Origin of the sequence: Shewanella sp. ENK2 (assembly GCF_043568515.1) — a bacterium.
Taxonomy (GTDB): Bacteria; Pseudomonadota; Gammaproteobacteria; order Enterobacterales; family Shewanellaceae; genus Shewanella; species Shewanella japonica.
In genome coordinates this window covers 4,349,318-4,375,302 of sequence record NZ_CP171406.1, presented here as the reverse complement: position 1 = coordinate 4,375,302, position 25,985 = coordinate 4,349,318, and the positions used below count along the sequence as shown (strand labels likewise).

General features: G+C 37.2%; 10 protein-coding genes and 2 pseudogenes. 8 read left to right on the top strand and 4 right to left on the bottom strand.

The window, feature by feature from the left end; all coding sequences use genetic code 11:
• Positions 1-97 precede the first annotated feature (97 nt).
• The 4 genes and pseudogenes from ACGEDC_RS19095 to ACGEDC_RS19080 form a co-directional block, all read right to left on the bottom strand.
• On the bottom strand, positions 98-1,471 hold the full coding sequence (locus ACGEDC_RS19095) for an RICIN domain-containing protein (protein WP_394495118.1): 1,374 nt from the start codon (positions 1,469-1,471) through the stop codon (positions 98-100).
• A 197-nt stretch (positions 1,472-1,668) separates the two neighbouring features.
• Positions 1,669-4,068 carry a hypothetical protein gene (locus ACGEDC_RS19090; protein WP_394495117.1) on the bottom strand — a complete coding sequence of 800 codons (2,400 nt, stop codon included), beginning with the start codon at positions 4,066-4,068 and terminating at the stop codon, positions 1,669-1,671.
• Positions 4,069-4,739: 671 nt separating this feature from the next.
• Positions 4,740-5,357 carry a GntR family transcriptional regulator gene (locus ACGEDC_RS19085; protein ID WP_065108069.1) on the bottom strand — a complete coding sequence of 206 codons (618 nt, stop codon included), beginning with the start codon at positions 5,355-5,357 and terminating at the stop codon, positions 4,740-4,742.
• Positions 5,358-5,672: 315 nt separating this feature from the next.
• Positions 5,673-8,038: pseudogene (locus tag ACGEDC_RS19080) on the bottom strand (agarase).
• Positions 8,039-8,479: 441 nt separating this feature from the next.
• Between ACGEDC_RS19080 and ACGEDC_RS19075 the strand changes: the two are divergent.
• The 8 genes and pseudogenes from ACGEDC_RS19075 (at position 8,480) to ACGEDC_RS19040 (ending at position 25,980) form a co-directional block, all read left to right on the top strand.
• On the top strand, positions 8,480-10,093 hold the full coding sequence (locus ACGEDC_RS19075; RefSeq protein WP_394495115.1) for a sugar porter family MFS transporter: 1,614 nt from the start codon (positions 8,480-8,482) through the stop codon (positions 10,091-10,093).
• 2 nt (positions 10,094-10,095) lie between these two features.
• Entirely contained in the window at positions 10,096-11,046 is a 951-nt protein-coding gene (locus tag ACGEDC_RS19070) for a sugar kinase (protein ID WP_394495113.1), read from the top strand.
• A gap of 76 nt (positions 11,047-11,122) precedes the next feature.
• Positions 11,123-12,198: pseudogene (locus tag ACGEDC_RS19065) on the top strand (glycoside hydrolase family 117 protein).
• An 81-nt stretch (positions 12,199-12,279) separates the two neighbouring features.
• Positions 12,280-14,643, top strand: coding sequence for an alkaline phosphatase D family protein (locus ACGEDC_RS19060; protein ID WP_394495111.1), 2,364 nt, complete (start codon positions 12,280-12,282; stop codon positions 14,641-14,643).
• A 541-nt stretch (positions 14,644-15,184) separates the two neighbouring features.
• Positions 15,185-18,643: a TonB-dependent receptor gene (locus tag ACGEDC_RS19055; protein ID WP_394495109.1), complete on the top strand. Its 3,459-nt coding sequence runs from the start codon at positions 15,185-15,187 to the stop codon at positions 18,641-18,643.
• A 196-nt stretch (positions 18,644-18,839) separates the two neighbouring features.
• Positions 18,840-19,808 carry an EAL domain-containing response regulator gene (locus ACGEDC_RS19050; protein WP_394495107.1) on the top strand — a complete coding sequence of 323 codons (969 nt, stop codon included), beginning with the start codon at positions 18,840-18,842 and terminating at the stop codon, positions 19,806-19,808.
• A 245-nt stretch (positions 19,809-20,053) separates the two neighbouring features.
• Positions 20,054-24,841 (top strand): PAS domain S-box protein, encoded by a 4,788-nt coding sequence (locus tag ACGEDC_RS19045; protein WP_394495105.1) that lies wholly within the window; start codon positions 20,054-20,056, stop codon positions 24,839-24,841.
• A gap of 53 nt (positions 24,842-24,894) precedes the next feature.
• Positions 24,895-25,980, top strand: a complete 1,086-nt coding sequence (locus ACGEDC_RS19040; RefSeq protein ID WP_394495103.1) for a response regulator — start codon at positions 24,895-24,897, stop codon at positions 25,978-25,980.
• Positions 25,981-25,985 lie beyond the last annotated feature (5 nt).

The following is a 25,985-nucleotide window of genomic DNA, read 5'->3' as shown; positions in this document are numbered from 1 at the left end:
AGCGCCCATACTTCGCTAACCTGTGATTGCTATGTTTTAGCATGGCAGTCACGACCTTGTTAGCATTGGGTGCTGTCGGTTAAATTACTTTTGCGATTTACTCTACTTTAAATTGTTGATTGGTTCCGTTATAGCAGCTCCACTGAGTCAGAGAAGCGCCATCAATGGTAGACTTACCGGCGATATCAAGACACTTATTACTGACTTTGCTGATTATCTCGTAATATCCATCACCTTTATCTGCTAAATTCCACATTTGGTTTTGATTACTACTATTACACACCCACTGTTGAATTTTAGCGCCATTACTTGTGCTACCGGCAGATAAATCTAAACATAAATTGCTAACGTTTGATTTTATCGTATAAAAGCCGTTACTTAATTGGTTAAGAGTGAATTTCTGAGCATTGGTGTTAGTACATGATGCTTGCTGATACTGAGAGCCGTTATAGGTTTGACTATTGATAACATCAATACACTTATTACTGTGCTTAGCGACAAGGTTGTACTGATTATTTGGTTCTATACTGCCATCATTGCCACCATTATCGCCTCCAGAGCCACCATTAGTAACAGGTTGATAGACTCGTATCCAATCTACATACATTTTGTTTTTGCTTTGATCAGCAAGATCAGCATCCGTTGCCACATTGCCAGCTTCAGAACGCCATGAATGATCTTCAGTATCCAATATAATGAACATCTCTTCATTCATCGTATATTGGTTTTTGTCCATGATGGCACCAGTATAATCTTTATCCTTCATTACGACTTCAGCCCATGAGCCTTGAGGGGTTTCTTGTCCATCAATATAAAAAGTCACATCGGTAGGGCTTTTCCAATAAGCGCCAAAGCGATGAAACCCTTCACGCCAATAGTTTCCCCATGTGGGAGTATTATGGGTTTGGTCGTTAAAGTCACTACGTATGCTGTTATCACTATTGCGTAAAAAGACATGAAAGTTGGTTGACATATTTTGAGTAAACCAGGTTTCACGAGACCCACCATATACTTCTAGAATATCAATTTCACGTTCGTCATTTTCACTCAGGAGCCAGAAATTGGAAGATAACTCTAAGTTACTAACCTTGATGTTAGCTTCAAGGAATATAGGATACTTAACTTTTGTTTTAGAGGTAATGACACCCGCATTAACTAGGTTTGGCGCTTTACGTGAGGCACTAATAATTAAATTACCATCAGAAACCCATGATTCGTTTTGACTCCATCGAGTTAAGCCTGGGCCTTCCCAATTATTAAAGTAGGTATCATTCCATTTACTGTTAAAAGTGGCATTTTTACCTTGATAATTAAATGAATCAGAATATTGTTCATTTAGTTGCCAAACTAAACCGTTACCAGGATCTGCAGGTAATGGAATATTATCCCAATCAGCTGCAAAACAAACACTGGTTAATGCACTGGTGGTTATCAAAGTAGTAGCATAGATAACATTCATACTAGGTTTCATAAATTTCCCTTTCTTATGAAGAACACTTTCTTGTAAAAAGTGTTTAACTAATGGCTATTTTTGATTAAACAAAAATAGATCCAGCCAGATTGAATACCACTTACAAACTGACAAGATGTGTTCAACTCCTGCTTGCTATACAAGCAAGAGCATGATTGCTCAGAAATAAACTGAACGAATAAAAATAGTCTTATCAGTTATTCAAAATGATTCAGTGGTTTTGATTGAGCAAAATATTGCATTGAAATTGAGGTAATGAACCCGCCGTCATCTTCGAACTTAACGTCGATATCATTGTTTATATCTAGGTAGGTATTTGGGATTGGGATTTCAATAACCCCAAAATATTGCAGTCTTCCTTGACCTTGATTGTATTGATCATACCCGCGGTAATCGGGGTTTACACTGATAGGGTTGCCATTCACGGTTACCGTTGGTTGTAATGATTTACCATGTTCACGTCCAAGTCCTAGGCGAAGTAAGGCTTCACCTGTTTCAGCAATCACAACATTATTTATTGAAAATATTTCAGCCTTGTTAGCCGTAATCGACCGCTTATAAGTCTCAGCATAATATTTGGTTTCAATTTGCTGGTGAGCTAACTCAACGGCGTCAAGTAGTTCGAGTTTTATGATTACCGTGCTTTCACTCTTAATCGAATATTCGGCTAATTCATCAAGTGTTATTAAGTCGGTTTCGTTTAGTGATGTTTGGTTGTTATTATGCGTTAACTGTTTGATACTAATTTTATTTATCTTATCTTTATCTATTCCTAGTACAGACACATCGACCATTTTGTGCGTTTTTTCAAGACTGTTAATTATTAAAAAAGCATTATTGCCATCTACATAAGCATCTAATTGGAAATCACTGTCGTTTGAGTAACTGTCGACCCTAGTGCCATTCACTTCTGACCAAAGTTGATAAAACTTAACCATGTCGGTATAAACATATTCATCGCCACTTTGACCTTCAATCTCCTTCTTTTGTCGCATTAAACGTGTGTAATAGGGAACAGTTTCGCTTTCTCGTCCCCATTCAGCTTTTACTGGAATGAAGGGAATGGCCATTTCAATGTTATCTGCACGTTCTAAAAATGACATTAATTGGCTGTTGATGGCTCTTAAATGATACCAATCCCGTTCAGCTAACCATGGTTGATTAAATAGTCCATGTACTTGAGCACCATATTCTGAAACTAAAAATGGTTTTACTTCTCCTAATGTCAGGTACATATAATGTTCAAGCATATCAAACGTCGCTTCAATGTTACTTCCAGAGCGTAATTCTTCACGATTTTGAAATGAAGGGAAGTCATAAAGATGAAGCGATATAAAATCCATATCGTCACCTGCCAAATCTATAAACGCTTTATCTCGTTGCTCCCAGCGAGCAAAATCTTGTTTATCAAAATCAGGAAAGGCAACGGTATATCCGCCTACGAGTACGTCACTATTAACTTGTTCATTGTCTATCTTTATTGACTTTATGGCTTTGGCAATATTGATATGAAATTGAAATATCTGCGCAATATCACTGGGTTGTTCTGCTATATCCACTAATTCAAATAGCGGCTCATTCATAACTTCTACATATTTTGGCTTGGGTTGACCGTAGATATCTACGCCATCATTTTTATTAAAATACTTAGCAATATATTGGCCCATGTAATCACCTGTTGCCGTGCCAAAAGGCTCATCAGGTGTAGCTTGTTGAGAAAATGCCCAGCCTTGACCTGTATCTTTTCCATCAGGCCAATAAGGGTGTTGTTGTGCCGCAATCACCATATTTTGATTACGGTGCTCGTGCTGTCTTTGGCTTTGTGCCCTTGCATCTAACGCCGTTTTATAACTCCAACGAATATTACCGCCAATATCAGTCATCGTATTTGCATTAGCATAACCAGATTGAACTGCCGATTCGTTAAGTAAACTTAATTGATAGCGCATACCGCCAGTATCCCGTCCAAAATAGACATCATAACCCTCAATAAATTCGCTAATTAGGTCGCTTGATTCATTTACCCCAACGTTGTACCAATCGTTTTCTGTATGAGATGCATGGATAGTAATAAATTTTTCACGTTGAAACTGGCTAACATTATTAATGCTATGGATTGTATCTAAGTTAAACATGAGCTTTGTCGCTGAAGCCATTACGCTAGGCGTCGTCGTTACTGCAAAATCAGTAGTAAAGTCACCAACAGTGATTTGAGCTGTGAGAGTTGTATCGACTGTGTTGGCTGCAATCAACTGAACAGCAATTGAATCACCATCAGATACACTTTGGGTGGATTGAGTAAAGTGCTCATCATTGATAGAAATGAAGCCACCAATGACATTGACATCTACCGAGGTATTTATTCCTGAAATTTGGATAACCTCAGAAGCATTTTTGCTCGCTAATGGCGCATTTGTTATTGGCGTAAAATGAAATGGATCTGGAGTGCTGTCAGGTACAGTAACATTGTCAATTATGGGGTCATTTACTTCATTGTTATCTGCAGTTGAAGAGCCGCAACCTAACAAAGTTATAAGCATAGCAATGATAATAATAGCGTTGAGACGTTGTTTATCGCCTAGATTATTCGAGGTCATATATGTTCACTTTTATTTATTTTACATAACAGGAGACAATAACTTCGTAGACAACAAGGTGACGATTTACGGATCACCTTCAAACATATCTATCCTTAATTAAGATATCGCTAACCTAACATTGTTTAATGAATATTGTTAACAAAATTTATTAAGGTTATTTTTTATTTTTAGGCGTTGAATTAAATTGCTGGTTTAAATTATTGTATTTTAATGTTAAAAATAAAAATTGATAACCAATTGGTTTTTAGGTGCAATTTAATTCACGGGTAAATACTGTAAAGAATCCCTAATCAATATAAAAACAAGCATCAAGATAGAGTTATTCATGTGATTTGATGTATTGTTAATAGCTTATCTAAGTAAAAAATTGAAAATAATAACGTCTGATCTAAAGATTCGAAAAGGCGAGTATCGAGACTATTTTAAATTAACCATCGAGTTAATTAATGAGCTTGAAGCCAACGTTTTGAAGTGTTTGTTCAACGGATTCGAATCGACTTAGGAACAAGGATTAATCCTTGTTAGTTAATCGATGCTAGTTAATTGTTGCTAGTAAATGTTGGTGGTTAAGTTTAATGGTTGAGCTTTCACGAAAAAAACATTCAATTTTAAAAGACAAAAGGGCAGTGAAAACTGCCCTTGATAATAGATAAGAGAAACTTGCTGATTTATTTTATATTAGCTTTTATTGCTTTAGATGCTCGACTAATGTCACCTTCACGTAAAGCCTGTAATATTCCTCTGTGCTCTTCTACACACTCAGAACTTGATGTAATACGTTTATAATTTAAACGCATACGCATTACATATGGATACCAAATATTCACCAAATCTTCGCCACCGGCTTTATAAATTAGGTAATTATGGAAGGAAATATCAACCTTAGTGACTTCTGTGAAATCTTCTCTATCAAACGCCGCTTGTAGTTCGTCTAGAATCGACTCTAATTGAACAACATCATCATCTGTTAATGGGTTTTGCTTTAGATTTTCAATCGCATAAACCTCTATATTTTGACGAAGATTTATCATTAACTTTTGCAGCTTAGGTTCTAATATACTGTTAACTGAAGCGCCGCAATTGTTCTTAGAAATTAGTAAGCCTTCTTTGGTTAACTGAAGGATAACATCACGGATTGGCCCACGTGAAAGCCCAAATCTTTTAGCAAGTTCTTGTTCATTTAATTTGGTATTCGGGGCCAAATCTCCCGAGATAATATCTGAACGTAATTGATCAGCAATTTGGTCTTTTACCGATAAGATTTTGGTAGGTTTAGCTGCAGCCATGATATATCCAATTTATTCATATTATTTAACATTCTAGACATTGAGCTATTTTATTACAATTGTCAAATGTCATATTGTTAAAAATATACACTTTAAATTTTTATAAGTATCTGAATTTAAAGTGCAAGATTTATATCCTACTTTTAAAAAAGCAAAAAAATGCCCATTTACCATTATATTGTTAACAAATTACAAGGCTAACTAACGGTAAAATGGGCAACCTGAAGACCTGTTCAGATGACAAACAACCTTAATAGGTTGGAGCAAAATGAAGTACTCACTGGGGAGAGAAATACTTCTATAAATTGAATCTGTTTATTTTTCCTTAAAACGTTGTTGATACATTGCTTTGTTAATTGCTTTAGCAGCTTCCACCATATAGGGATAAGGCGTATCAGTTACCGAAACGAAACCCACATTGTAGTTTTCGCCATCATAGGCACGTCCGGTAATAGGTGAGTCAATATATTGGAACCAATGAGCACCGACAAAATAGGGATTATCGATGACAGACTTCATGTAGTCTTTGTACATAACAGCTCTGTCTTGTTGGTCTGATGCGAGAATAAGCCCAGGATGATATAAACCTGAATCTTTAGCACCAATATGAAATTCACCAATTATGCTTGGCATATCAATTTCTTGTAAAAATGCCCAAGACTTTTTGGTTAAGCCTTCTTTATATGAGTTAAAGCTTATAACATCTACATGCTTAGCTGATGCATTAACGACTTCTCGTGGCATTCCCCAATCTGGAAAACGAGAGCCTAAATACAGATGATTTGGCATGTAATACTTTACTGCTTTATTAACAGTGCTGAAATATTTGTCAGCATAGGCTGTTAGCAATAATCCATAATCATTGATTTGTTCAGAGTTGTTTATACTCGAATCAATACCACTATCAAATTCTGCCCAATCAGTAATCGATTTGTTCCAAGCCTGATTTAATTTATTTATATCCACATACTTTTGTTTCATCAGACGAGTAAATTCAGCTTTGGTTGGTACTTCAGCACCGTTTTTAGTTAACGTATTGACGACAATGCCATAGCGGCTTTCTGTACTATCCGAACGGCCAAAGCTTTTTCATTATCAACGAAAATACCTACGCACCATGGATTGCCTTTTACTTCATCGTATATGACCTTAGCGGTAGCATAGGCACGTTTTTCAAATTCGGGGTCAAATACATCTGGCATTGGCGCCCAAAAATCATCACCGCTAGAAACCGTTTTATAATTTCCAATGATCCAACCATTAGCAAAATAGGGGATTTTGTTGTTGTCGTAATACCTAGGGTCGGTCCAATTCCCTAAGGACGTAAAGCCCCAATCTAGCATTCGATTTACTGTGGTATCTTCCCATGCCTGCATATAGCCTTCAGCTTGTTGACCGTATTTACGTTCTAAGTTTGCCGAATAAAAACTGAACGTTTCTCCATGCTTTAATGGACCAGAATGTGCGCTGCGACGATAACCAAAATGTTTACCTAAAGGGGCATCGTAGTCGGGCAACCAACTGAACATGTTTGTGCGTGTGTCAGATGCGATAAATCGACTCGCTATTGCCTCATCAGATACGCGGTTTAATTTTTGAGAATCCTCTGGTGTGACATTACCTTTAGGTGGTTGGACAATATACGCTTGCTTAAAGTCATATCCGGTTAATGTTGAGGAATTAGATAAACGGATAATATCAATGCCTGTGGCCAAATATAGATATCCATCAGGGTCAACTAATGACCATTTACCGTTCACTTTTTCTGTTCTAAAAAAGCCTGTCGCCGTTAACTTAGGACCTGATAACCATCCACCATAACGACTTCTATCTTCTGCGACTTTACCGGTAAATGTTTTAGCCTCGTTGACACGTTGTTGTTCTAACTCTAGATCATTATGAACTTTCCCAATAAAGTCCTGTTTTTTATTTTGTCCGTATTGATCAACGATATCAGTTAGAAAGAGGGGATCAAATTTTGGATTTCGCCTAATTTGTACTCGACTAATATCGATAGATTTGTCGTGCAGGTTGCTTTGAACACTTAAACTGATTTTGGCGATGCCAACCGTATTGAGGTTCTTTTTCCCCCACATAGAGGTAAATTGATGTTCATTACTTTGCCAAGTATCAGGATTTGAACGTAAACCTGAGGTGAAGTTGAGTTCTACTTTATGATCGCTATCCATCACACCTAAGTCATGGCCAGCCATTTTTGCGTAATAGGTTTGAATGTTATCTCCAACAGGGACATTTACCGTTCGTGTATAAGTAAACCCATCAATATCACTGATATCAAGATACAACTGCACACTATGATTACTGGTATTAACGATATCAAAAGCTAAGTTAAAGTCATTCAAGTCACTCCAGTCCCATGCTTTTTCTGGAACAAAACTGACACCGCTATAATTATTATCTTTTGAGTTAAAAGCGACATGTAATTTGCCATCAGAGATACTCGTCTGAGCGGCAACAGGTTTAATTATGTTGTTACTTTGGCTATTAAAGTTAATCAAATCCATCGCTTGTTTGCTGTTAACTACCAATGGCACGCTTTCGGCTGGTGTCGTGTTTTGGCCTATATTTTGTGTGTCATGTTGACAAGCGATAGTGGACAAAATTGTTGTCGCTATGAAGCTATACCTAAGCGCATTTCGAGTATCTAATTTTATATTCATCTTTTTCCCAAAGCATTTTGACTTAGCTAAACAGTTAATAATTATTGTTAACAATCTACATTGTTAATTTTTTATTAGCAATACGTTAATGCTGAAACAAGGCAAAAATCTAAAAATTTTGAATGTTGAATTAAGCAGGACTGTTATGGATTAACGCTCTGTAGATTTATAAGTAATTATAAAATATAACCTTTTAAGGTTATGGGGTAATTTGTTTAATTTGTTTTAGCAGAATAACTAAATTGATTTTGGTAAATTGTTAACAATAGTTGCTATCTATTTATTGTTAGTGCTAATGTAATGTTAATTGCATTGTTGGTCGCGAGATGAAGTCAAAGTCTGAAGAGCCAATAAGTGTGCTGTTAAAAGCATACCAAACATTTGGGTTACATTGCTCAGCACAAATATAAGTAGATAATTAAATAGATAGTGGATGTTAATATGATTATTAAAAGTCACAGTGTTTTATATTGTGCGCTGGTTGTGGCATTGGGCGGTTTTATTTTTGGCTTAGATGCAGCGTTGATATCTGGCACAGTGCGTTTTGTCACTACGGAATTTGATTTAACGGATCTTCAAATTGGAACTGTTGTCAGTGCACCAGGCTTCGGAGTCATATTTGCTTTGATGATCACAGGGTTTATATGCGACAAGATAGGACGTAAAAAAACCTTAGTTATTATCTCATTTATCTACATTATTTCAGCGGTGTTATCAGTCATGGCCACCAGCTTTGAATCATTGGTTGTCGCTAGGTTTATTGGCGGGCTCGCATTTACCTCTTTATCCGTAGCTGCAATGTATATTGGTGAAATCGCACCATCGCATTTACGCGGTAAGTTAGTCTCTATAATTCAAATCAACATCGTAGTGGGTTTATCCATAGCTTACTTTGCAAACTTTGCCATATTAGAAATATCAGAAAGTGCGTACCCTTGGGTTTCATCATTGCATATCGATACTCATACATGGCGTTGGATGTTAGGTATCGAAATTTTACCCGCTATAGTGTGGTTTTTATTACTACTTAACATCCCGCAAAGCCCACGCTGGCTAATCATGAAGCGAAAAGAAGACAAAGCTAAATTGATCATTAATCAATTTAACAATACGACTCAGTGCGAAGATGAAGTCGCCCAGATCAAACAAAGCCTTAAAAGTCACAATGATAAAGAATCTTTTTGGGTACTCTTTAAAAGTCTTTTTGATAGTAAAGTCCGGGGCGTGGTGATTCTTGGATTAACCATAGGTATTGTGCAACAAATCACTGGGATCAATGCGATTATGTTTTACGCACCCACAGTATTTGAACAGCTCGGAATAGGCACTGATGCTGCATTTTTTCAAGCTGTTGTAGTCGGACTCGTTAGTATTATCTTTACTGTGGTCGCTATTTTATTAATCGATAAGCTTGGTCGAAGACCCTTAGTTATTTGGGGACTTGCTACAGCCACCATAAGTTTATTTGCTTGTTACTGGGGCTTTAGTCAGGCTACTTATTCATTAACAGAACAATCATTAGTGTCTCTAGCAGATCAAGTGAACATTGAGCCTTTAACATCTATGTTAAACGTTGTTTTTCAAAGTGACGTTGAATTTAAGACAGCCTTGATTAGTGTGCTAGGTGAGTCGGATGCTAAGCAATATGAAAGTGTGCTGCTGCAAAGTGCTGCAACCATCAATGCTAACTTAATTATCGCGGGTATTATTGGCTTCATTGCAGCTTTTCATTTTTCAATTGGCCCAATAATGTGGGTGTTATTTTCTGAAATATTCCCAACACATATTCGTGGTGTTGCGATTCCTGTTTTTGCGTTTATCACAAGCTTCGTAAGTTATTTAGTGCAGCAGTTTTTCCCTTGGCAATTAAGTGTGTTTGGTGCTGATGAAATATTCTTGTTTTATGCTATTTGTGGTGCAATTGGATTTATTTTGTTGTTCAAAATCATGCCAGAGACAAAAAACAAAAGTATTGAAGAAATAGAAATTTTGCTTTCAGGCAAACACACTGGTAACAAAGATAATAGTATCCCACTCGCTAAAAGAGAGGCATGAACATGAAGTCTATGTTAGCCATTGGCGAGTGCATGATGGAACTATCTGAATATTCTACGTCATTGTTACACCGTGCTTTTGCTGGTGACACATACAATGCTTTGGTCTACGCCAAACAATATGAGCCAAAAATTGACTGTCAATTCTTTACTGCAATTGGCCATGATCAACCTAGTAAAGCAATGAGAGCTGCGTGGGATAAAAACGGTATTAACAGTCAATCGGCGTTAAGTATTGAGCAAGCAACAATTGGTATTTATGCCATCGCTACTGATAATCAAGGTGAACGCAGTTTCAGCTATTGGCGTAATCAGTCTGCAGCCACTCAGATGATGAAAGTGCTAACGACGGATAAATTATTAAACCGTATTGGTAAAGTAGATCTCGTGTTTTTTAGTGGTATTTCGTTAGGGATTCTCACTGATGAAGATAAACATTTACTGCTTAATCTCATACAAAAATTTCGCCAACAGGGTGCATTAATCGCCTTTGATCCTAATTACCGCATCGCAATGTGGCAGTCTGTGGAACATGCAAAAACGTGGTTTGATTTAGCTTACCAGCACTGTGATATTGCCTTACCTGGTGTAGAAGAACATCAGATAATTTATAACCATAACACCGCTACCGAAGTCGCTTTGTATTGCCAATCCTTAGCGGTATCAGAAATTGTAGTAAAGAGTGGCCTTGATGGTACATATATATATGACTCTAGTTCGTTAATAAACCATCAAGCATTTAATCCAGCTCCTCAACAAGTTGATTCAACAGCTGCAGGTGACTCATTTGCTGGTACGTATCTCTCCAGTAGGTTAGCTGGTAACAGTATTTCTCTAGCACTTGCAGACGCTTGTTTTGTTGCTCGTGAAGTTGTGCAGCACAAAGGCGCTTTACTCCCTGGTGATGTTTATCAACAAATGATGACATCTAAAATCAACAATAATTGTGCATAAACGTGATTAGTGATTACGACTTTAAAAATTAATAGCCGCATTAACTAGAAAAACAAAAGATATTTTAGGAACCCGAATGAACCCTAATAAACCGTTGAGCCTTGCTAGTAAACGAGCAATCGAAAGAGGATATGACCAAACAACGTCTGATTGGTTAGTTGAGTTTGATGTAACGCCTTTGAAAGGTGATTTTGCCTATGAAGAAGGTGTAATTAGACGGGATCCTTCATCTGTAATTAGTGTCGATGGGGTTTTACATTGCTGGTATACCAAAGGTATCGGTGAAACGGTCGGTTTTGGTTCTGACAACGTAGACGACAAAGTGTTTCCTTGGGATTTAACGGAAGTCTGGCATGCAACGTCGACAGATGGTGAAACATGGAAAGAACAAGGTGTAGCGATTGAACGGGGCCAAAGTGGCCAATATGATGATCGCGCTATTTTTACACCTGAAGTATTAGCTCACCAAGGTCGTTATTACCTTGTCTATCAAACTGTGACGACACCTTACACCAACAGACAATATGAAGAAATTGCATTGGCCAGTTCAGATAGCCCTTATGGCCCTTGGCATAAATCAGCTTCTCCTATCTTAAGTCCAAGTAAAGATGGGCAATGGCGAGGAGATGAAGATAATCGCTTTCATGTTACCAGCAAAGGGAGTTTTGACAGCCATAAAGTACATGATCCGTGTTTACTGTTTTTCGATAACAAGTTCTACCTTTATTACAAAGGTGAAACCATGGGTGAAGAAATGAATTTTGGCGGACGTGAAATTAAGCATGGTGTGGCAGTTGCAAACAATATTCAAGGACCGTATATCAAATCTGAGTTAAACCCAATTTCAAACAGTGGACACGAAGTGGTGGTTTGGAATTTTGAAGGTGGTATAGCGTCATTACTAACAACAGACGGACCAGAAAAAATACCATACAGTTTGCCAAAGATGGCCAAAATTTCGAAATCAAAGCTCATATTAAAGGCGCACCTGAAGCTATTGGATTGTTTCGTAGCGGCTTTGAAACAACTAAACCAGGTTTAGATTGGGGCTTATGTCATAAGTATGATCCAAGCTGGAATTGGAATTATATTTGTCGCTTTAGCATTAAGCGACAAATCCTTGATGCAGGCACATTTCAAAACAGTAACTAAACACCGTTTAATTATTAGGTCTAGTTGTTGAAGGTTTAACTATCTAAGTCATTTTAGTGACAAATTAATAATGAGGCGCTTATGGATAGGCGAAGTTTTATAAAGCTGTCAGCGTTAGCTGCAGGAAGCATGCTGTTTCCGACACAAGCAGCAAGAGCTGCTGCTAGTAGACGCTCATTAACGAAAACTGCCCCGGTTGAATTATTGCCTAGCCATGTTCAACGCCCTTGGCTTGGAAAAGCGTTTTGGGGTAATCGTTTGCAAGATTGGCGCTTGAATGCGGGTAAAATTGAATGTATTCGCGGTGAGCGTGGTTTTGAAATGCGCACAGTGTCCATTTTAACTCGCCAACTCAACGACGCACCAAAGCCGGCACGTATCAAAGCTAAAGTCAGTAACTTAACGCCAACAAAAGCCGGTTTTTGTGGTTTTTTATTAGCGGCAGGCGCAGACCAACTTGATTACCGTGCTAGTGCGTTAATTCAACGCGCATCGGGTAAAAATGGCGGCTTTATGGCGGTCATTAATGACAAAGGTGAGCTAAGTTTTAGAGATTTTTCTGACACCAATAAGCCGCTGGCTTTCGAAAAAGTGGTTAGAACTAATACAGTGAACATCGACCAAATTCATGACCGTGAAATCATTTTAGATTGCCATATTGACCCAGTATCAAATAATAACTTTGATGTACGTTTGATCGCCATAGACAGTAAAACCAACAAAGAATTAGGTTTTATTGTACGTACTGGTGTGCCTAGTTCTGAATTACTTGGCGGCGTGATGTTGTTGTCATCAATGCCATCTAAACAAAGCGGCGCTAGATGGGCGTTTGAAGATATTCAGTCCGGTGGTGACAAACTGTCTCAATTTGATAATAGAGGATTAGGGCCAGTTATTGGCTGTATGCATAGCCTGAATAAGTCGGTATTAAAGCTAAGTGCACAATTTATGCCTGTTGCTGAGAATGAATATCGCAAGGTTTCATTTGAGTATCGTCAATCATCAAACAGCGAATGGCAATCTACTACTTCGCAAATTGAACCCGGTTATGTCATTCAATTTAGAGTAGACGGGTGGGATAATACACAAGAATATGATTACCGGGTTGTTAGCCAAGATAACGGTAACGCAGATGTGCTCTATCAAGGTCAAATATTAAAAGATCCTGGTCAGTCTAAGACGTTGTCGATAGCGTTATATTCTTGTTTAGTTCCGACCAACTTGTCATTAGATATTGAACACTACAAAACGCGCTTGAAACAAGAAAAGCTATTGGGTCGTTTTGGTCCAGAAAACATTTTATTTCCGCATACTGAGTTAGTCGGTAATTGTGATAGTCATGAACCCGATATGTATGTGTTTTGTGGTGATCAATATTATGAGGCAACGCCCACCCAAGTATGGCGGGGCAGACCTGATTCTCATTTAGATATGTTGTATCGCTGGTACTTATGGTATTGGACATTTAGAGATTCAATACGAAATAAACCGTCGATATTGCTAGCCGATGACCATGATGTATTACAAGGCAATTTGTGGGGAGTCGGCGGTAGGGATCCTGTGGTACTAGAAGGAGACAAACGCACTGAAGAAGATGGCGGCTATATGGAAACCAAAGCGCTGGTTAAAATGGTTTACCGTATGCAGCATGGTCATAATCCGGATGCGTATGATCCTACGCCAATAGATCACGATATTCCGGTCACTTATGGTGCCTTTGTTTATGGTGGCGTTAGTTTTGCGCTGGTTGAGGATAGAAAGTTTAAATCAAGGCGTAATATTAATATCAATCCATTACACACTCAGGGAGAGTTGTTAGGTCATCGTCAAGAGCAGTTTTTGCGTGCATGGGCGGATATGGACAAAGGCTTACCTAAAGTGTGTATTGCCTCCTCTATTTGGGGATCACCTCAAACTAAAAGCAACTTAGAGCCGCTATTAGATTATGACTCAAACGGCTATCCACCTGATGGTAGAACCCGTGCAGTTAAGTTGATCAAAGACGCCGGTGCCGTGGTGATCTGTGGCGACCAACATTTACCAATGATGGCCAAACAAGGGCTTGATACCTTTGATGATGGACCGCTATTTTTTGCCGGTCCTGCAGCTGCTGCATTCTGGCAGCGTTGGTTTGAGGGGTTAGGCAAACTTGATAACCCGTTTAATAATGACCCTAATACTGGCAACTTTACCGACATCTTTGGTAATAAAATGCGCGTATTGGCCGTTGCCAACCCGAAAGTAACTTATGATGACTTTAAGCAACAAACCAAAAATTCATGGAGTAACTTTTTGGCAGACCGATCATTGAAGAGCGAAGGCTATGGTATTGTGAAGGTTGACCACAAAGCCCATCAATTTGAATTTGAATGTTGGGAATGGAATACCGATCCAAACAAAGGTAAGCAATTTCCAGGTTGGCCTTTTTTGCACAAATGGTCTTAAACCATTTTCAAGCGACAATTCATAAAATGATATATGCCGGCTAAAGTCAAACACTAAGATCTACCGGCATATTTTTATCAAAAAATTAACATTTCACACCTATCAACTCATAAAATCACTCTTTTATTTTCCGCAATTTGAACAAACATTCAATAACAAATACTGCATTTTTGTGGCGTATTTATCTAGATATTGACTCAATACAGTAGAAAATGCTGTTGCGCTTTATATCAAAAATATGACTAAATCTCTAATGATTATTAGATAGATATTATCAATAAAATCAGCGACTAATAGATTGGCATCAGTAATTTATTTCTCACGAAATACACGTTAATATATTGTGAAAAAAGCGTTTAATATAAAATAAACCTTAATTATAAATGGCATTGTTTAGGAATATAATCAATTGAAGATTGTTAACAAAATTATGTTGACAGTTATTTTATTGATCAGTAATGTCTATAAACAGAGTTGCAACATTATTTTAACTTTTGCAGCTCGATGAGGCAGAAACATAAACGCTCTTGGGGGAGTAGACATGCCATTTAAAAACAAAACTTATAAATACAGCTCAGTGTATCTGGCCTTGCTAACTGCGATGTCATTACAGGTATCAGCAGAAGAAGGGAATAATGACTCCACAGAAGAAATGGAAGTTATCCAAGTAAAAGGATTAAAAGGGAGTTTAAAAAAATCCATCAACGATAAACGCTTTGCGGAAAATTTAACAGATTCAATCAATGCAGAAGATATTGGTAAATCAACGGATCAAAATATTGCTGATGCATTATCTCGTGTTACCGGTGTGACTGTTCAATCAGTTGACGGCGAAGGGTCGAGAATTACTGTTCGTGGTGCAAATTCACAACAAAATAATATTAGCTTAAATGGTGTTCAGTTAGGTTCAACAGACTTTAGCCAAAGTGTCGATTTATCGCAGTATTCATCTGATATTTTATCGAAAATCGAGGTAGTAAAAACACCGAGTGCTGATCATGAAGAAGGCGCTTTAGGTGCAAACATTAATTTAATAACCAATAAGCCGTTAGATTTAAATTATGAAATCCGCAATTTGACTGTTGAAGGCCGTTATAACGATTTACTGGAAGATGAAAATTATCGTTTATCTGGGACGATTTCAGAAAAATTCTTAGATGACACGTTTGGTCTTATCATTACCGCAGTATCCGAAACAAATTCATATCGTCGTGATCAATATGCCGCTGATCAATGGGTTTCAGAATTTTCACACCTTGCAACAGACACACAAGGCAACCAAGTACAAGATGTGTGGGGCATCACCAACAAGAATAGCCGATACGAATTAAGTCATAATGATGTTGAACGCCTTAATTTTAATTTAGGTCTGCAATGGGCACCAACCAGTGCTACTGAATTTAACCTCAACACCAATTATACTAAACAAGATTTCGAAAGTTCGATGCATGGTGTACAAGTAAGAAGTGGCCAGCAAGGTAATATGATCGAGGGTGTCGATCCAGGATTAGGTGGTGGCCCATCTGCTTGGAGTGATCCACAAGAAAATTGGCATACGATTGATACCAAAACAAATACGTTCACAAAGTATCTAAATCGATTTGGCGACGGTGGTCTAATTCAGTCTGAAAACAAATATGAAGAAGAAAACACGTTAATCTCATTTGATGTTCGCCATGACATTTCATATAACTTCATAATGGAAGCGGGTTTAGGTTACTCGAAGTCTGAGCGTATCCCAGACAATCAAGTGTATATTGCCATGCAAAACTACGGCAACATCAATCGCTGGTTGATTAAGAATGTTCCAGCAACAGATATTGAACCTGTTGGTTATGACTGTACTAACGGACCTTGTACCCTAGTGGGTGGTCAGGGCTTAATTGATTACGGTGCGAATAACGAATTTGGCGACCCGTTAAATGTTTGGGATAACTATAGCACCACAGGCTTTAATCCTGATGAATTAGATGCGCAGCATTTAACCTTTTTAAATCGATCAGTTGTTGCTGTGGAAGATGTTCAAAAATCAGCATTTGTAGATTTTGATTGGGTGTTAGATGCTGGGCCTATCACCAGCGTTGAATTTGGCGCTAAATACACTGAACGCGAAAAATATGTTGATGATCAACAAAATGCATTCAACAGCGTTGGAGAAGGTATTGTGGTTAACAACCCTTATACCGGAAATCCTGCTGTGCTCAATGATGGCTTGATATCCCTTAGTGGTGATTTATTTGCAACAGACACCGATTTCCCTGTTGACGATTTTATGTCAAGCAATGGCTATGGCCGTGATGCATTTACAGATGGTTGGGCCACGTTCTCTGCCTTTAAAGCATTCGATGTCGCCTTGGGTTCTCCATCTGTTGGCTTTTCGCCCGATGATTCTAATACCCGCTCAGCTGAACTTGAAAATTTTGCTACCTATTTAAAAGCAAACTTTGACTTATTTGAAGGCCGATTGTCAGGTGATCTTGGTGTGCGTTATGTAAAAACAGAAGTATCAACAGCAGGATCGTCAGGGGTGCAATTTGCTTTTGACCCAGGAAACGTTGGCCGTTTAATGGATCCCTTTAAACTTGCTGAACTACGGGATTCAAGTTTACCTGAATGTGGTGGTATTCCATTTTATGGTACAGACTGGAATGCTGAAGCGCGTTGGGGACGAGTTGATGGACAAGGTTATGATACTGTTGGAACAAATGATCTAACCGATGATATTTTAATTGCTGATCAAGGCCCATGTTTCGACCCAAATACCGTACGTGGCAATCCTAACGAGACTGATTGGTGGTTATGGCGTCATAGTGATGTCTCTACTGAAAAATTCTATGTATATGGGGATCGTCAGTTTGATGAGAATGGTCAATTAGTTGCTACAGAAGATCGAAGTCGTCGAACTTTTGATGTTACTGGTACACATGACTATGACGTGTTTTTACCGAGTTTAAATCTAAATTACATGCTTTTAGACGATACGATTTTACGTTTTGCAGCATCTAAAACCATGTCTAGACCACAAATTGACTCATTACGTCCTGGTTTTAAAGTGAGTGAAACACAATGGGGTGGTTACAACCGTAATAATACAATCACATTAACCTCACCAAAGCTTGACCCACTTGAGTCAGTCAACCTAGATTTATCATATGAATGGTATTTCAATGAAACCAGTATGCTTTCAGCAGGATTATTCTACAAAGATATGACTAACTTTGAAGAATCAGAAACCGTTGTTACATACATGGATGATTTACGTGATGTTGGTTTAACAGAAGGTGAGTCATATAATCCTGATGATCTCGTGTTAGTTGCAGGACAAGACAGTCTTGAACAATGTATGCCTAAGCGCTTCCAAGGCAGTGATGAGTTCCGTGAGGACTGGATGTACTCAGGTGATTTAGAACAAATGTGTGCGCAATTTAAAACCACACGAATTAAAAATGGTAAAGGTGCGACGATTAAAGGGGTTGAATTACAGTATATTCAAACCTTTGACATGTTGCCTGGTTGGTTATCTGGTTTAGGTGTTCAAACAAACTATACATACCAAGATAGTGAATATGATCAAGAGGTGTCGTCGATTGATGATTCAGTGAAATTACCTGCTTTACAAGTGGCCTACACACCAGAGCACAGTTATAATGTCACCGCATTTTGGGAAAAGAATGGCCATCAACTTAGGTTGTCATACCGAGGTAATAGTGACCAATTAGCTAAACGTTCTTGGGAATCAGGTTCTTTATGGGAAGAAGGGCGTCAAACCCTAGATTTCTCAGCAAGTTATAAACTAAATGATTTTGTTACCTTTTCATTCCAAGCAGTGAATTTAACTGATGAAGGCATTCGCCAATACTATACAAGCCGATTCTTAAATGTAAATGGCAATGTGTTAGATGAGGGAAGCCCAATTAGTGGAGATGCAACAGATTCGCGTACCGTTTATCAATATCAAACGGGTCGTACATTCCGTTTAAATGCTCGAATGAATTTCTAATCAAATTCTTTATTCGAAAAAAGCCGCCTTTGGCGGCTTTTTTGTTTCTAAAATAGCGCTTCGTGGTTTAAACGAATAAGCAAAGCAAAACATAACATTCATCAGATACAAGGACTTATACTTTTAGTTAGCTACCCGTTTTTAATATTCCTGACTATACTCATATTTAAGAAAGGGATATTCGCATAACGGAGGGATGGTGACGAAGGAAATACGCTCTGTATTAATAGTTGATGACCAAGCTGTCATCCGAAAAATTTTCTCGAAAAGTCTTGGCCTTTTAGGTCAATACACTATTGCAGAAGCTGCCGATGGATTAGAGGCCTTCGAATTAATAAAAACAAATCATTTCGACCTGATATTTTGTGATTTAAATATGCCAGTGAAGGATGGCTTATACCTTTTACAAAGACTCATCGAGTTACAGTATGCTACCCCAATAGTATTATTTAGTGGAGAAGATCAGAGCTTACTTAACTCTGCTAAAGTACTCGCAACCCATTATCACCTTAATATTCTAGGTATTGTCCCTAAACCAATCACCTCCGATATGCTTCAGTCGTTTATTAAGCAAGCAGCATCAATAAACAAGAAGCAGTACCAAACTCCATTGCCAGATATTACCGAGCATGATCTCAAGGATTATATTGTTAATGGACATGTAAAAGCGTTTTTTCAACCACAATATAATCTATTGACCAATGAAATATGTGGTTTTGAAGCATTAGCCAGAATTGTAGACAATGGTCAAATTATCTTGCCTTCACAGTTTATTAATAAAGCCGAAGAAACTGATTTAATCATGCCGTTGACTAAAGCCGTTATCAATGATGCGTTTCAGTATTTTTCAATGTTAAAACCTGAATATAAAAAACTAAACTTATCGATTAATTTATCTGGCAAGTTGTTAGATGATGAAACTATTCCACATTGGCTTGAAGAAACTGCTGCAATACACGGCATAAACAATGACGCAATAACCTGCGAATTAACTGAAACAGCGATTCCTTCTAATCCGTCAGTGATGATTGTTGCTTTACTGCGTCTTAGAATGATGAAGTTTAAATTATCTATAGATGATTTTGGAACAGGGTTCGCTTCACTTGAACAACTGCACATGTTGCCTTTTAACGAACTTAAAATGAGATCGTTGCTTTGTTGCTGACATACTAAACAACGATAAGTCTAAAGCCCTGTTTAGACGTAGTATTTCATTAGCAAAAGATTTGGATCTGTTAGCCGTGGCAGAGGGGTTGAAGATTTTGAAACCAAGCAATTAATCATAAAGCTCGGATGTAAAGTTGCACAAGGTTTCTATTTTAGTCAACCGCGGGTCGCTCATGACATTGTTAATGAGATAAATGAAAGCGGTTTGAGCTATGGCGTAAACTCGTTAGAGGAATCAAAACTTTGAAACTTTCTAAGCCTATTCCAACGATATTTTTTATATCTATTTGCATCTTGTTTGTGGGTGTATTGGTCTTTTCAATTTCAATAAATAATTTGTTAAAAGAGCAGACTATTTCTTTCTATGAACGTGATGCAAAATTACTCACAAGCTTAATAGAAAAGAGCCTTTATCAAAGTTATCTAGATGCTGAGTTTTTGCCGTTATTCTTAGGTGAGATTGATCAAACGAGTTTCAATACAAAGGTTACATCGGAACTGTTCCAACAAGAATTAAATAATCTAGCTAAAAGTCGTAATACATTGACTAAAATTGCTGTACTTGATCTACAGGGTAAAATTCTTGTCGAAAACACAGAGAATTACAAATCAATTTCTATACCGCCATCTAATTTAGACCAAGTTACCATCGCTAATTCCCAATGGTTTAAAGCCATTAAAAATCATAAAAATAATAGAAGTAATCAAGTTTATTTATTCGGTCCACAACGAAGCTTTATTGATAAGTATGAAAATAGATTTGATCTACTTATTGGCACACCTTTACTAAGCACTGAAGGGGAAATGATAGGCATCTGGGTTAATATCATCGACTTTTATGTGGTAGAAGAAGTATTTAAAAGTATCTATAACCAGCTTGCAGAAAAAGATCTTCATCACGTAGAACTGTCCTTAATTGATGCCAAAGGTGTATTGATAGTTGAATATGATCCAATTGGTTTTAAACAATCAAAATATGTACGTAACTTTGACCGTATCAGCAACATTAACCTTGTTAAAGAGGGTGTTATCGGTGCAGATAGAGCAATAGCCGGTTTTTCTGGTACTGAAATATCATCCTATGATCAAAATGATGAGCAACAAATAACAATTTATAATCACTTTGAGGGTTACAATGAATTACAAGGAATAGGTTGGTCCACACTCGTCAGAATTGATCATGATGAGGCCTTTTCCGCATCGGTTGTGATGATACAAAATGCCAGTATCTTTTTATTTTTCTTATTTATTGTCTTTTTCATATTAATGTATTCGGTATTCAAGAACTTATTGAATCCTTTGAACGAACTTTCTAATTTTGTTAGTGATTTAGCTACAGATTCTTCAACCAGTATTGATAGTAAATATATTTCAGCAGATTTACATGTCGCGTTAAAAGAGCTTGAAAGTAAATTTATAGAAAGAACAAAGCTAATTAATAAAAATGTAGAACAACGAGAGTTACTCGAGTTACAACGTAGTGCGATTAATTCTACGTCCACAGGTATTGTCGTTACAGATGTCCGTTTACCCGATCAACCTATCATCTTTATTAATCGGGCTTTTACCCAAATTACTGGCTATAGACCCGAAGAGGTTTTAGGTAAAAACTGCCGCTTTTTACAAGGGGCTAAAACAGAAAAAGACAAGGTTAAACATCTGGCTCATGCTATTAATAAAGGAGTCTCATGCAATGTGGTTATTACAAATTACACCAAAACGGGTGAGACCTTTATTAATAATTTGTCTATAGGTCCTGTATATAATAAAAACAAAGAGTTAACTCATTTTATTGGCGTACAAAATGACATTACCGAAGACAAAAGAAAAGAAGAAGAAACAATGACAGAAATGTCATTAATACTAGAAGAGCGAACTAAAGAGTCGAAAGATTCAGCTGAAAGATTAAGAGCCGTTTTTGATGCGGCGCTAGACGGTACAATCGTATTAAATCAGAACGGTATCATTCAAGATGCTAATCGCTCTTTAGAATTAATATTCGGCCGAAACCGTAATGACTTACTCGATAAAAACATTAATATTCTATTAGCAGGTTTACAGCCAACACAATTAGAACAGGCAAACAATATTCCATTCAACTCATGGATAAAAGATTACATTGGCGAACCTAAAAAACTGTTTGGACTCCATAAAGCTGGACACCAGATACCAATTGAAATGTCAGTTGGCGAAACAACATTAGATGCTAAAGCTATGTATGTCGCCATAATCAGAGATATTTCATTCCAAGAACAAATTAAGCAAAGAGAATTAGCATTACAAACAAAATTGTATGAACAAGAATTGATTTATAGAACGGCATTTAACCAAGCAGCCGTTGGTATCGGTCGGATTGGTGTAGATACTAAGTTTGTCGAAGTTAATACTAAAATGTGCGAAATATTAGGTTATGACGAAGATACACTGCTCACTAAAAGTATCAAAGATGTGACTTACAAAGATGATTTAGAGCAATCTTATCAATACATTAAGCAGTTATTAGCAGATGAAATAACGTATTTTAATACCGACAAACGCTATATAAGAAATGATGGTTCTTTTTTCTGGGCTAATTTATCTGTGTCATTAGTAAGAGATGCAGACAGTAACGAACCTAAATTCTTTATTGCTGTGGTGGAAGATATTACTGAGCGTCAACAGTCTGCAGAAGAGCTACATCGTGCTAATTCTGAACGTGATAAGTTATTGAGCGGTTTAAATTTAGCATCAGAGGCTGGCGGCGTTTGTAATTGGTCATTTGATATAAAAACAGGTCAGTTAAATTGGGATTCAAGAATGTACCGCTTATACGGAGTTGAAGACGGTAAGAGTATAGAATACAACGATTGGCGAGATAATGTGCACCCTGATGACGTAGAACAAGCTGAACAAGAAGTCAGCGATGCTATTTCTAACATAACATCATTAAAGACCGAATTTAGAATCATAAATCGGAAAGATAAAACCATTCATTGGCTGCAGTGTGCTGCAAACCTTTCACTGGATGAAAATAATTTACCTGTGACGATGTACGGAATTAATGTCGATCTGACCCATGAAAAACAAGTTCAACAAAAATTAGAAAAAGAAACAGAGTCAGCACGTCAGGCGAGTAAAGCTAAATCTCGTTTCTTAGCGACCATGAGCCACGAAATTAGAACACCGATGAATGGTGTTATTGGTATGATTGATCTGCTCAAAAATACGCCATTAAATGCAGACCAAAAACGAATGGCCACGACTATTCGTGATTCGTCTTTTTCACTGTTAGATATTATTAATGATATTTTGGATTTTTCTAAAATTGAATCGGGACAAATAGAGTTAGATATAAACCCATGTAACGTACTGTCTATTATAGAAAAAACTATCGATAGCCTTTGGATTAATGCTTCAAACAATAATGTAGAAATTTATATTTACCCGGATTTAACAATACCGAAAGAATTGTTATTTGACTCAGTTAGGTTGAGACAAATTATTTTAAATCTAACGGGCAACGCAGTTAAGTTTTCGAAAAGCCTTAACTCAAAAGGTGTAGTGGTTATCAGGACTCAATTAACTAATGAGAATCTTATTTTAGAAGTCATAGATAACGGTGTAGGAATATCACAGTCCCAACAAGAAACCTTATTTGTTCCATTCACACAGGCTGATACCTCAACGACGCGTAAATTTGGCGGAACGGGGTTGGGCCTAAGTATTACTAAGTCATTTACTGAACTAATGAATGGAAACATTGAAATTGATAGTGAAGTAGGTAAGGGAAGTAACTTTAAGGTCACTTTGCCCTTAATAGAAAAGCTAACGAAACTTGATAACGGCGCTTTTTCACAATTTGATTTTAAAAAGTTCAATGTTTTAGTATCGATAAGTAATGAAGAACGTAAACATGCGTGTTTGATGATTCTAAATCAATTGTGTTGTAATCAAGTTTCAAGTGTTGAGTTCGATGAACTTGAAAGTTTAGCTCAGGATACCTCTAATGCTTTACTGATTACCGATAACATTAATGTATCTTTTACTGAAATAAGTCAGTCAATTAAAACGCTTATACTTAATGATGATCCTATTGCAACGAAGGGACATTTAGATCCTTATACTTATGTTTGTGCCGCTCATCCTTACAAACCCACAGAGTTTATATTCGGAATGGCGGTATTGTGCGGCCTTGAAAGCCCTGAATTAGATTGGTCAACTGAAAACCGTCAATCGTTTGAGAAAGTCATTACGCAAACGATTGAAGAAGCAGAACAAAGTAATAGCTTAATATTGGTTGCGGAAGACCAGCCTACAAATCGCCTCGTACTAGGTAAACAATTAGAAAGCCTGGGTTATGCATATGAAATGTCAAATGATGGTATTGAAGCTCTTGAAAAATGGCAGTCTGGTCGATTCAATTTATTGCTTACTGATTGTCATATGCCAAATATGGACGGCCTTGAATTGACTAGAACCATTAGAGAGCAAGAATTAAAACAAAATTGCTCGCCAATAACCATCATTGCAGTAACAGCAAACGCAATGGTGGGCGAATCTGAAAACTGTTTAGAAGCAGGTATGGATGACTATTTAGCTAAACCGATAGAAATAGAACTTCTTCAAGAAAAGCTAGCTCAATATTTACCGCTTACTGATATTCACCAACAGCCCGAAAGTGTTTCTTACTCAATGACAAATGGTGTTGAGCACCACAATAATGTAATTGATTTTGAAAAATTAAAAGCGGTCATTGGAACAGATGATGAAAGTATCACTAATGAAATTTTAGCCATGTTTTGGACTAGCGTGAATGAAGACTATGAAGCACTAAAACAACATTGCGCCGAAAGAAACTCAGAAATCATTCGCAGTAAAAGTCATGCAGCGAAAGGCGCATCAGTTTCTAGTGGCGCGATTGAGTTAAGTGATATTTTTAAATGGATAGAAAAAAATAACACTGACTTTGATGGTATTGAAAGTAAGTATCCTGAAATAGATAAAGAACTCAGCGCAATTAATCAAATATTAAAACAAAGAGAAGTTGTATAACTGCGCCTTGTGTTAAACGACATGGTCGATAACTCATATAAGAAGGGCAACCTATGGACAATTTGGTAAATGTCGTAGTGTTTTATCAATCTATAGAGATAAAAAAAGTGATACAAGAGATACTTAGGAATAAGTATCAAAAGATATTGTATTGCGAAATAAACACAAACCAAGACCAATTTATAAAATTTACCGAAGATAAGAGCCGACCTTTGCTGTTCATTTATGCATTTGAAGAGCCGAAAGAGGCGGTAGAATTTAATGAAATTATTGAAAAACTGAACGATTCAAAAAATTTATTCAATAAGGAGCATTTGTCTTTGTTAATTTGCTGTCGAGAGCATCGTGAAGCAGCATATTTTGAGTGTTCAAAAGGGCGGTTCTACAGTTACGAAACGTTTAAACCAATATATGATATGAACCGAATTCGACTTTCAATAGCCCAGATGTGCGATTTGCTTACAAGTCAGGATAAAGTGCACTTATTCGAAGAAGACAAAAAAACGATTATTAATAAATTACAAAACGTCTCTATACAATTGCATGAAGTTGAAACTTCAATCAGCGATGAGAAGGGGATTCAACATGAATTGTTAAATGAGCTCATCACTGAGATAGATAACCTCTGTAGCCTTGAACCTACTGATTCAATTGAAACAATGAATGGCCATGTATCAAAAATAAAACCCAAAGTTGAAAATTTCAAGTCACATAACCAAAGCTATTTCAAAGAGATAGGCAGCAAAGTGAAGGGCGCTACACCGAGTTTTAAAAAGAAAATGCCGTTAGTTCTTGTGGTTGATGATCAGAATGTGATGTTAAAAATCATTACCACGATTTTAAAACCCAAAGGGTTTGATGTAGAAGTCGCCACTAATGGAGCAGAGGCCATCAATAAACTAAAAAACTGCAAACCTGAACTAGTATTGCTCGATATCGACATGCCGGTTCTAAATGGCATAGATACCTTAAAAACGATGAACAAAATGAACATACTCGATAAACTGCCAGTTATTATGCTGACAAGTAATTCCGATAAAGAAAGTTTTATTGAATGCAGAGAACTTGGCGCTATAGATTACATTGTGAAACCAACTAATGCGGAAACCTTGTTGAAAAAAGTACTCGCTGTAATCTAATCATC

Excerpts from the sequence above, each read along its gene's own strand:
- ACGEDC_RS19095 (WP_394495118.1), bottom strand. The coding sequence starts at position 1,471 with ATGAAACCTAGTATGAATGTTATCTATGCTACTACTTTGATAACCACC.
- ACGEDC_RS19090 (WP_394495117.1), bottom strand. The coding sequence starts at position 4,068 with ATGACCTCGAATAATCTAGGCGATAAACAACGTCTCAACGCTATTATT.
- ACGEDC_RS19085 (WP_065108069.1), bottom strand. The coding sequence starts at position 5,357 with ATGGCTGCAGCTAAACCTACCAAAATCTTATCGGTAAAAGACCAAATT.
- ACGEDC_RS19075 (WP_394495115.1), top strand. The coding sequence starts at position 8,480 with ATGATTATTAAAAGTCACAGTGTTTTATATTGTGCGCTGGTTGTGGCA.
- ACGEDC_RS19070 (WP_394495113.1), top strand. The coding sequence starts at position 10,096 with ATGAAGTCTATGTTAGCCATTGGCGAGTGCATGATGGAACTATCTGAA.
- ACGEDC_RS19060 (WP_394495111.1), top strand. The coding sequence starts at position 12,280 with ATGGATAGGCGAAGTTTTATAAAGCTGTCAGCGTTAGCTGCAGGAAGC.
- ACGEDC_RS19055 (WP_394495109.1), top strand. The coding sequence starts at position 15,185 with ATGCCATTTAAAAACAAAACTTATAAATACAGCTCAGTGTATCTGGCC.
- ACGEDC_RS19050 (WP_394495107.1), top strand. The coding sequence starts at position 18,840 with ATGGTGACGAAGGAAATACGCTCTGTATTAATAGTTGATGACCAAGCT.
- ACGEDC_RS19040 (WP_394495103.1), top strand. The coding sequence starts at position 24,895 with ATGGACAATTTGGTAAATGTCGTAGTGTTTTATCAATCTATAGAGATA.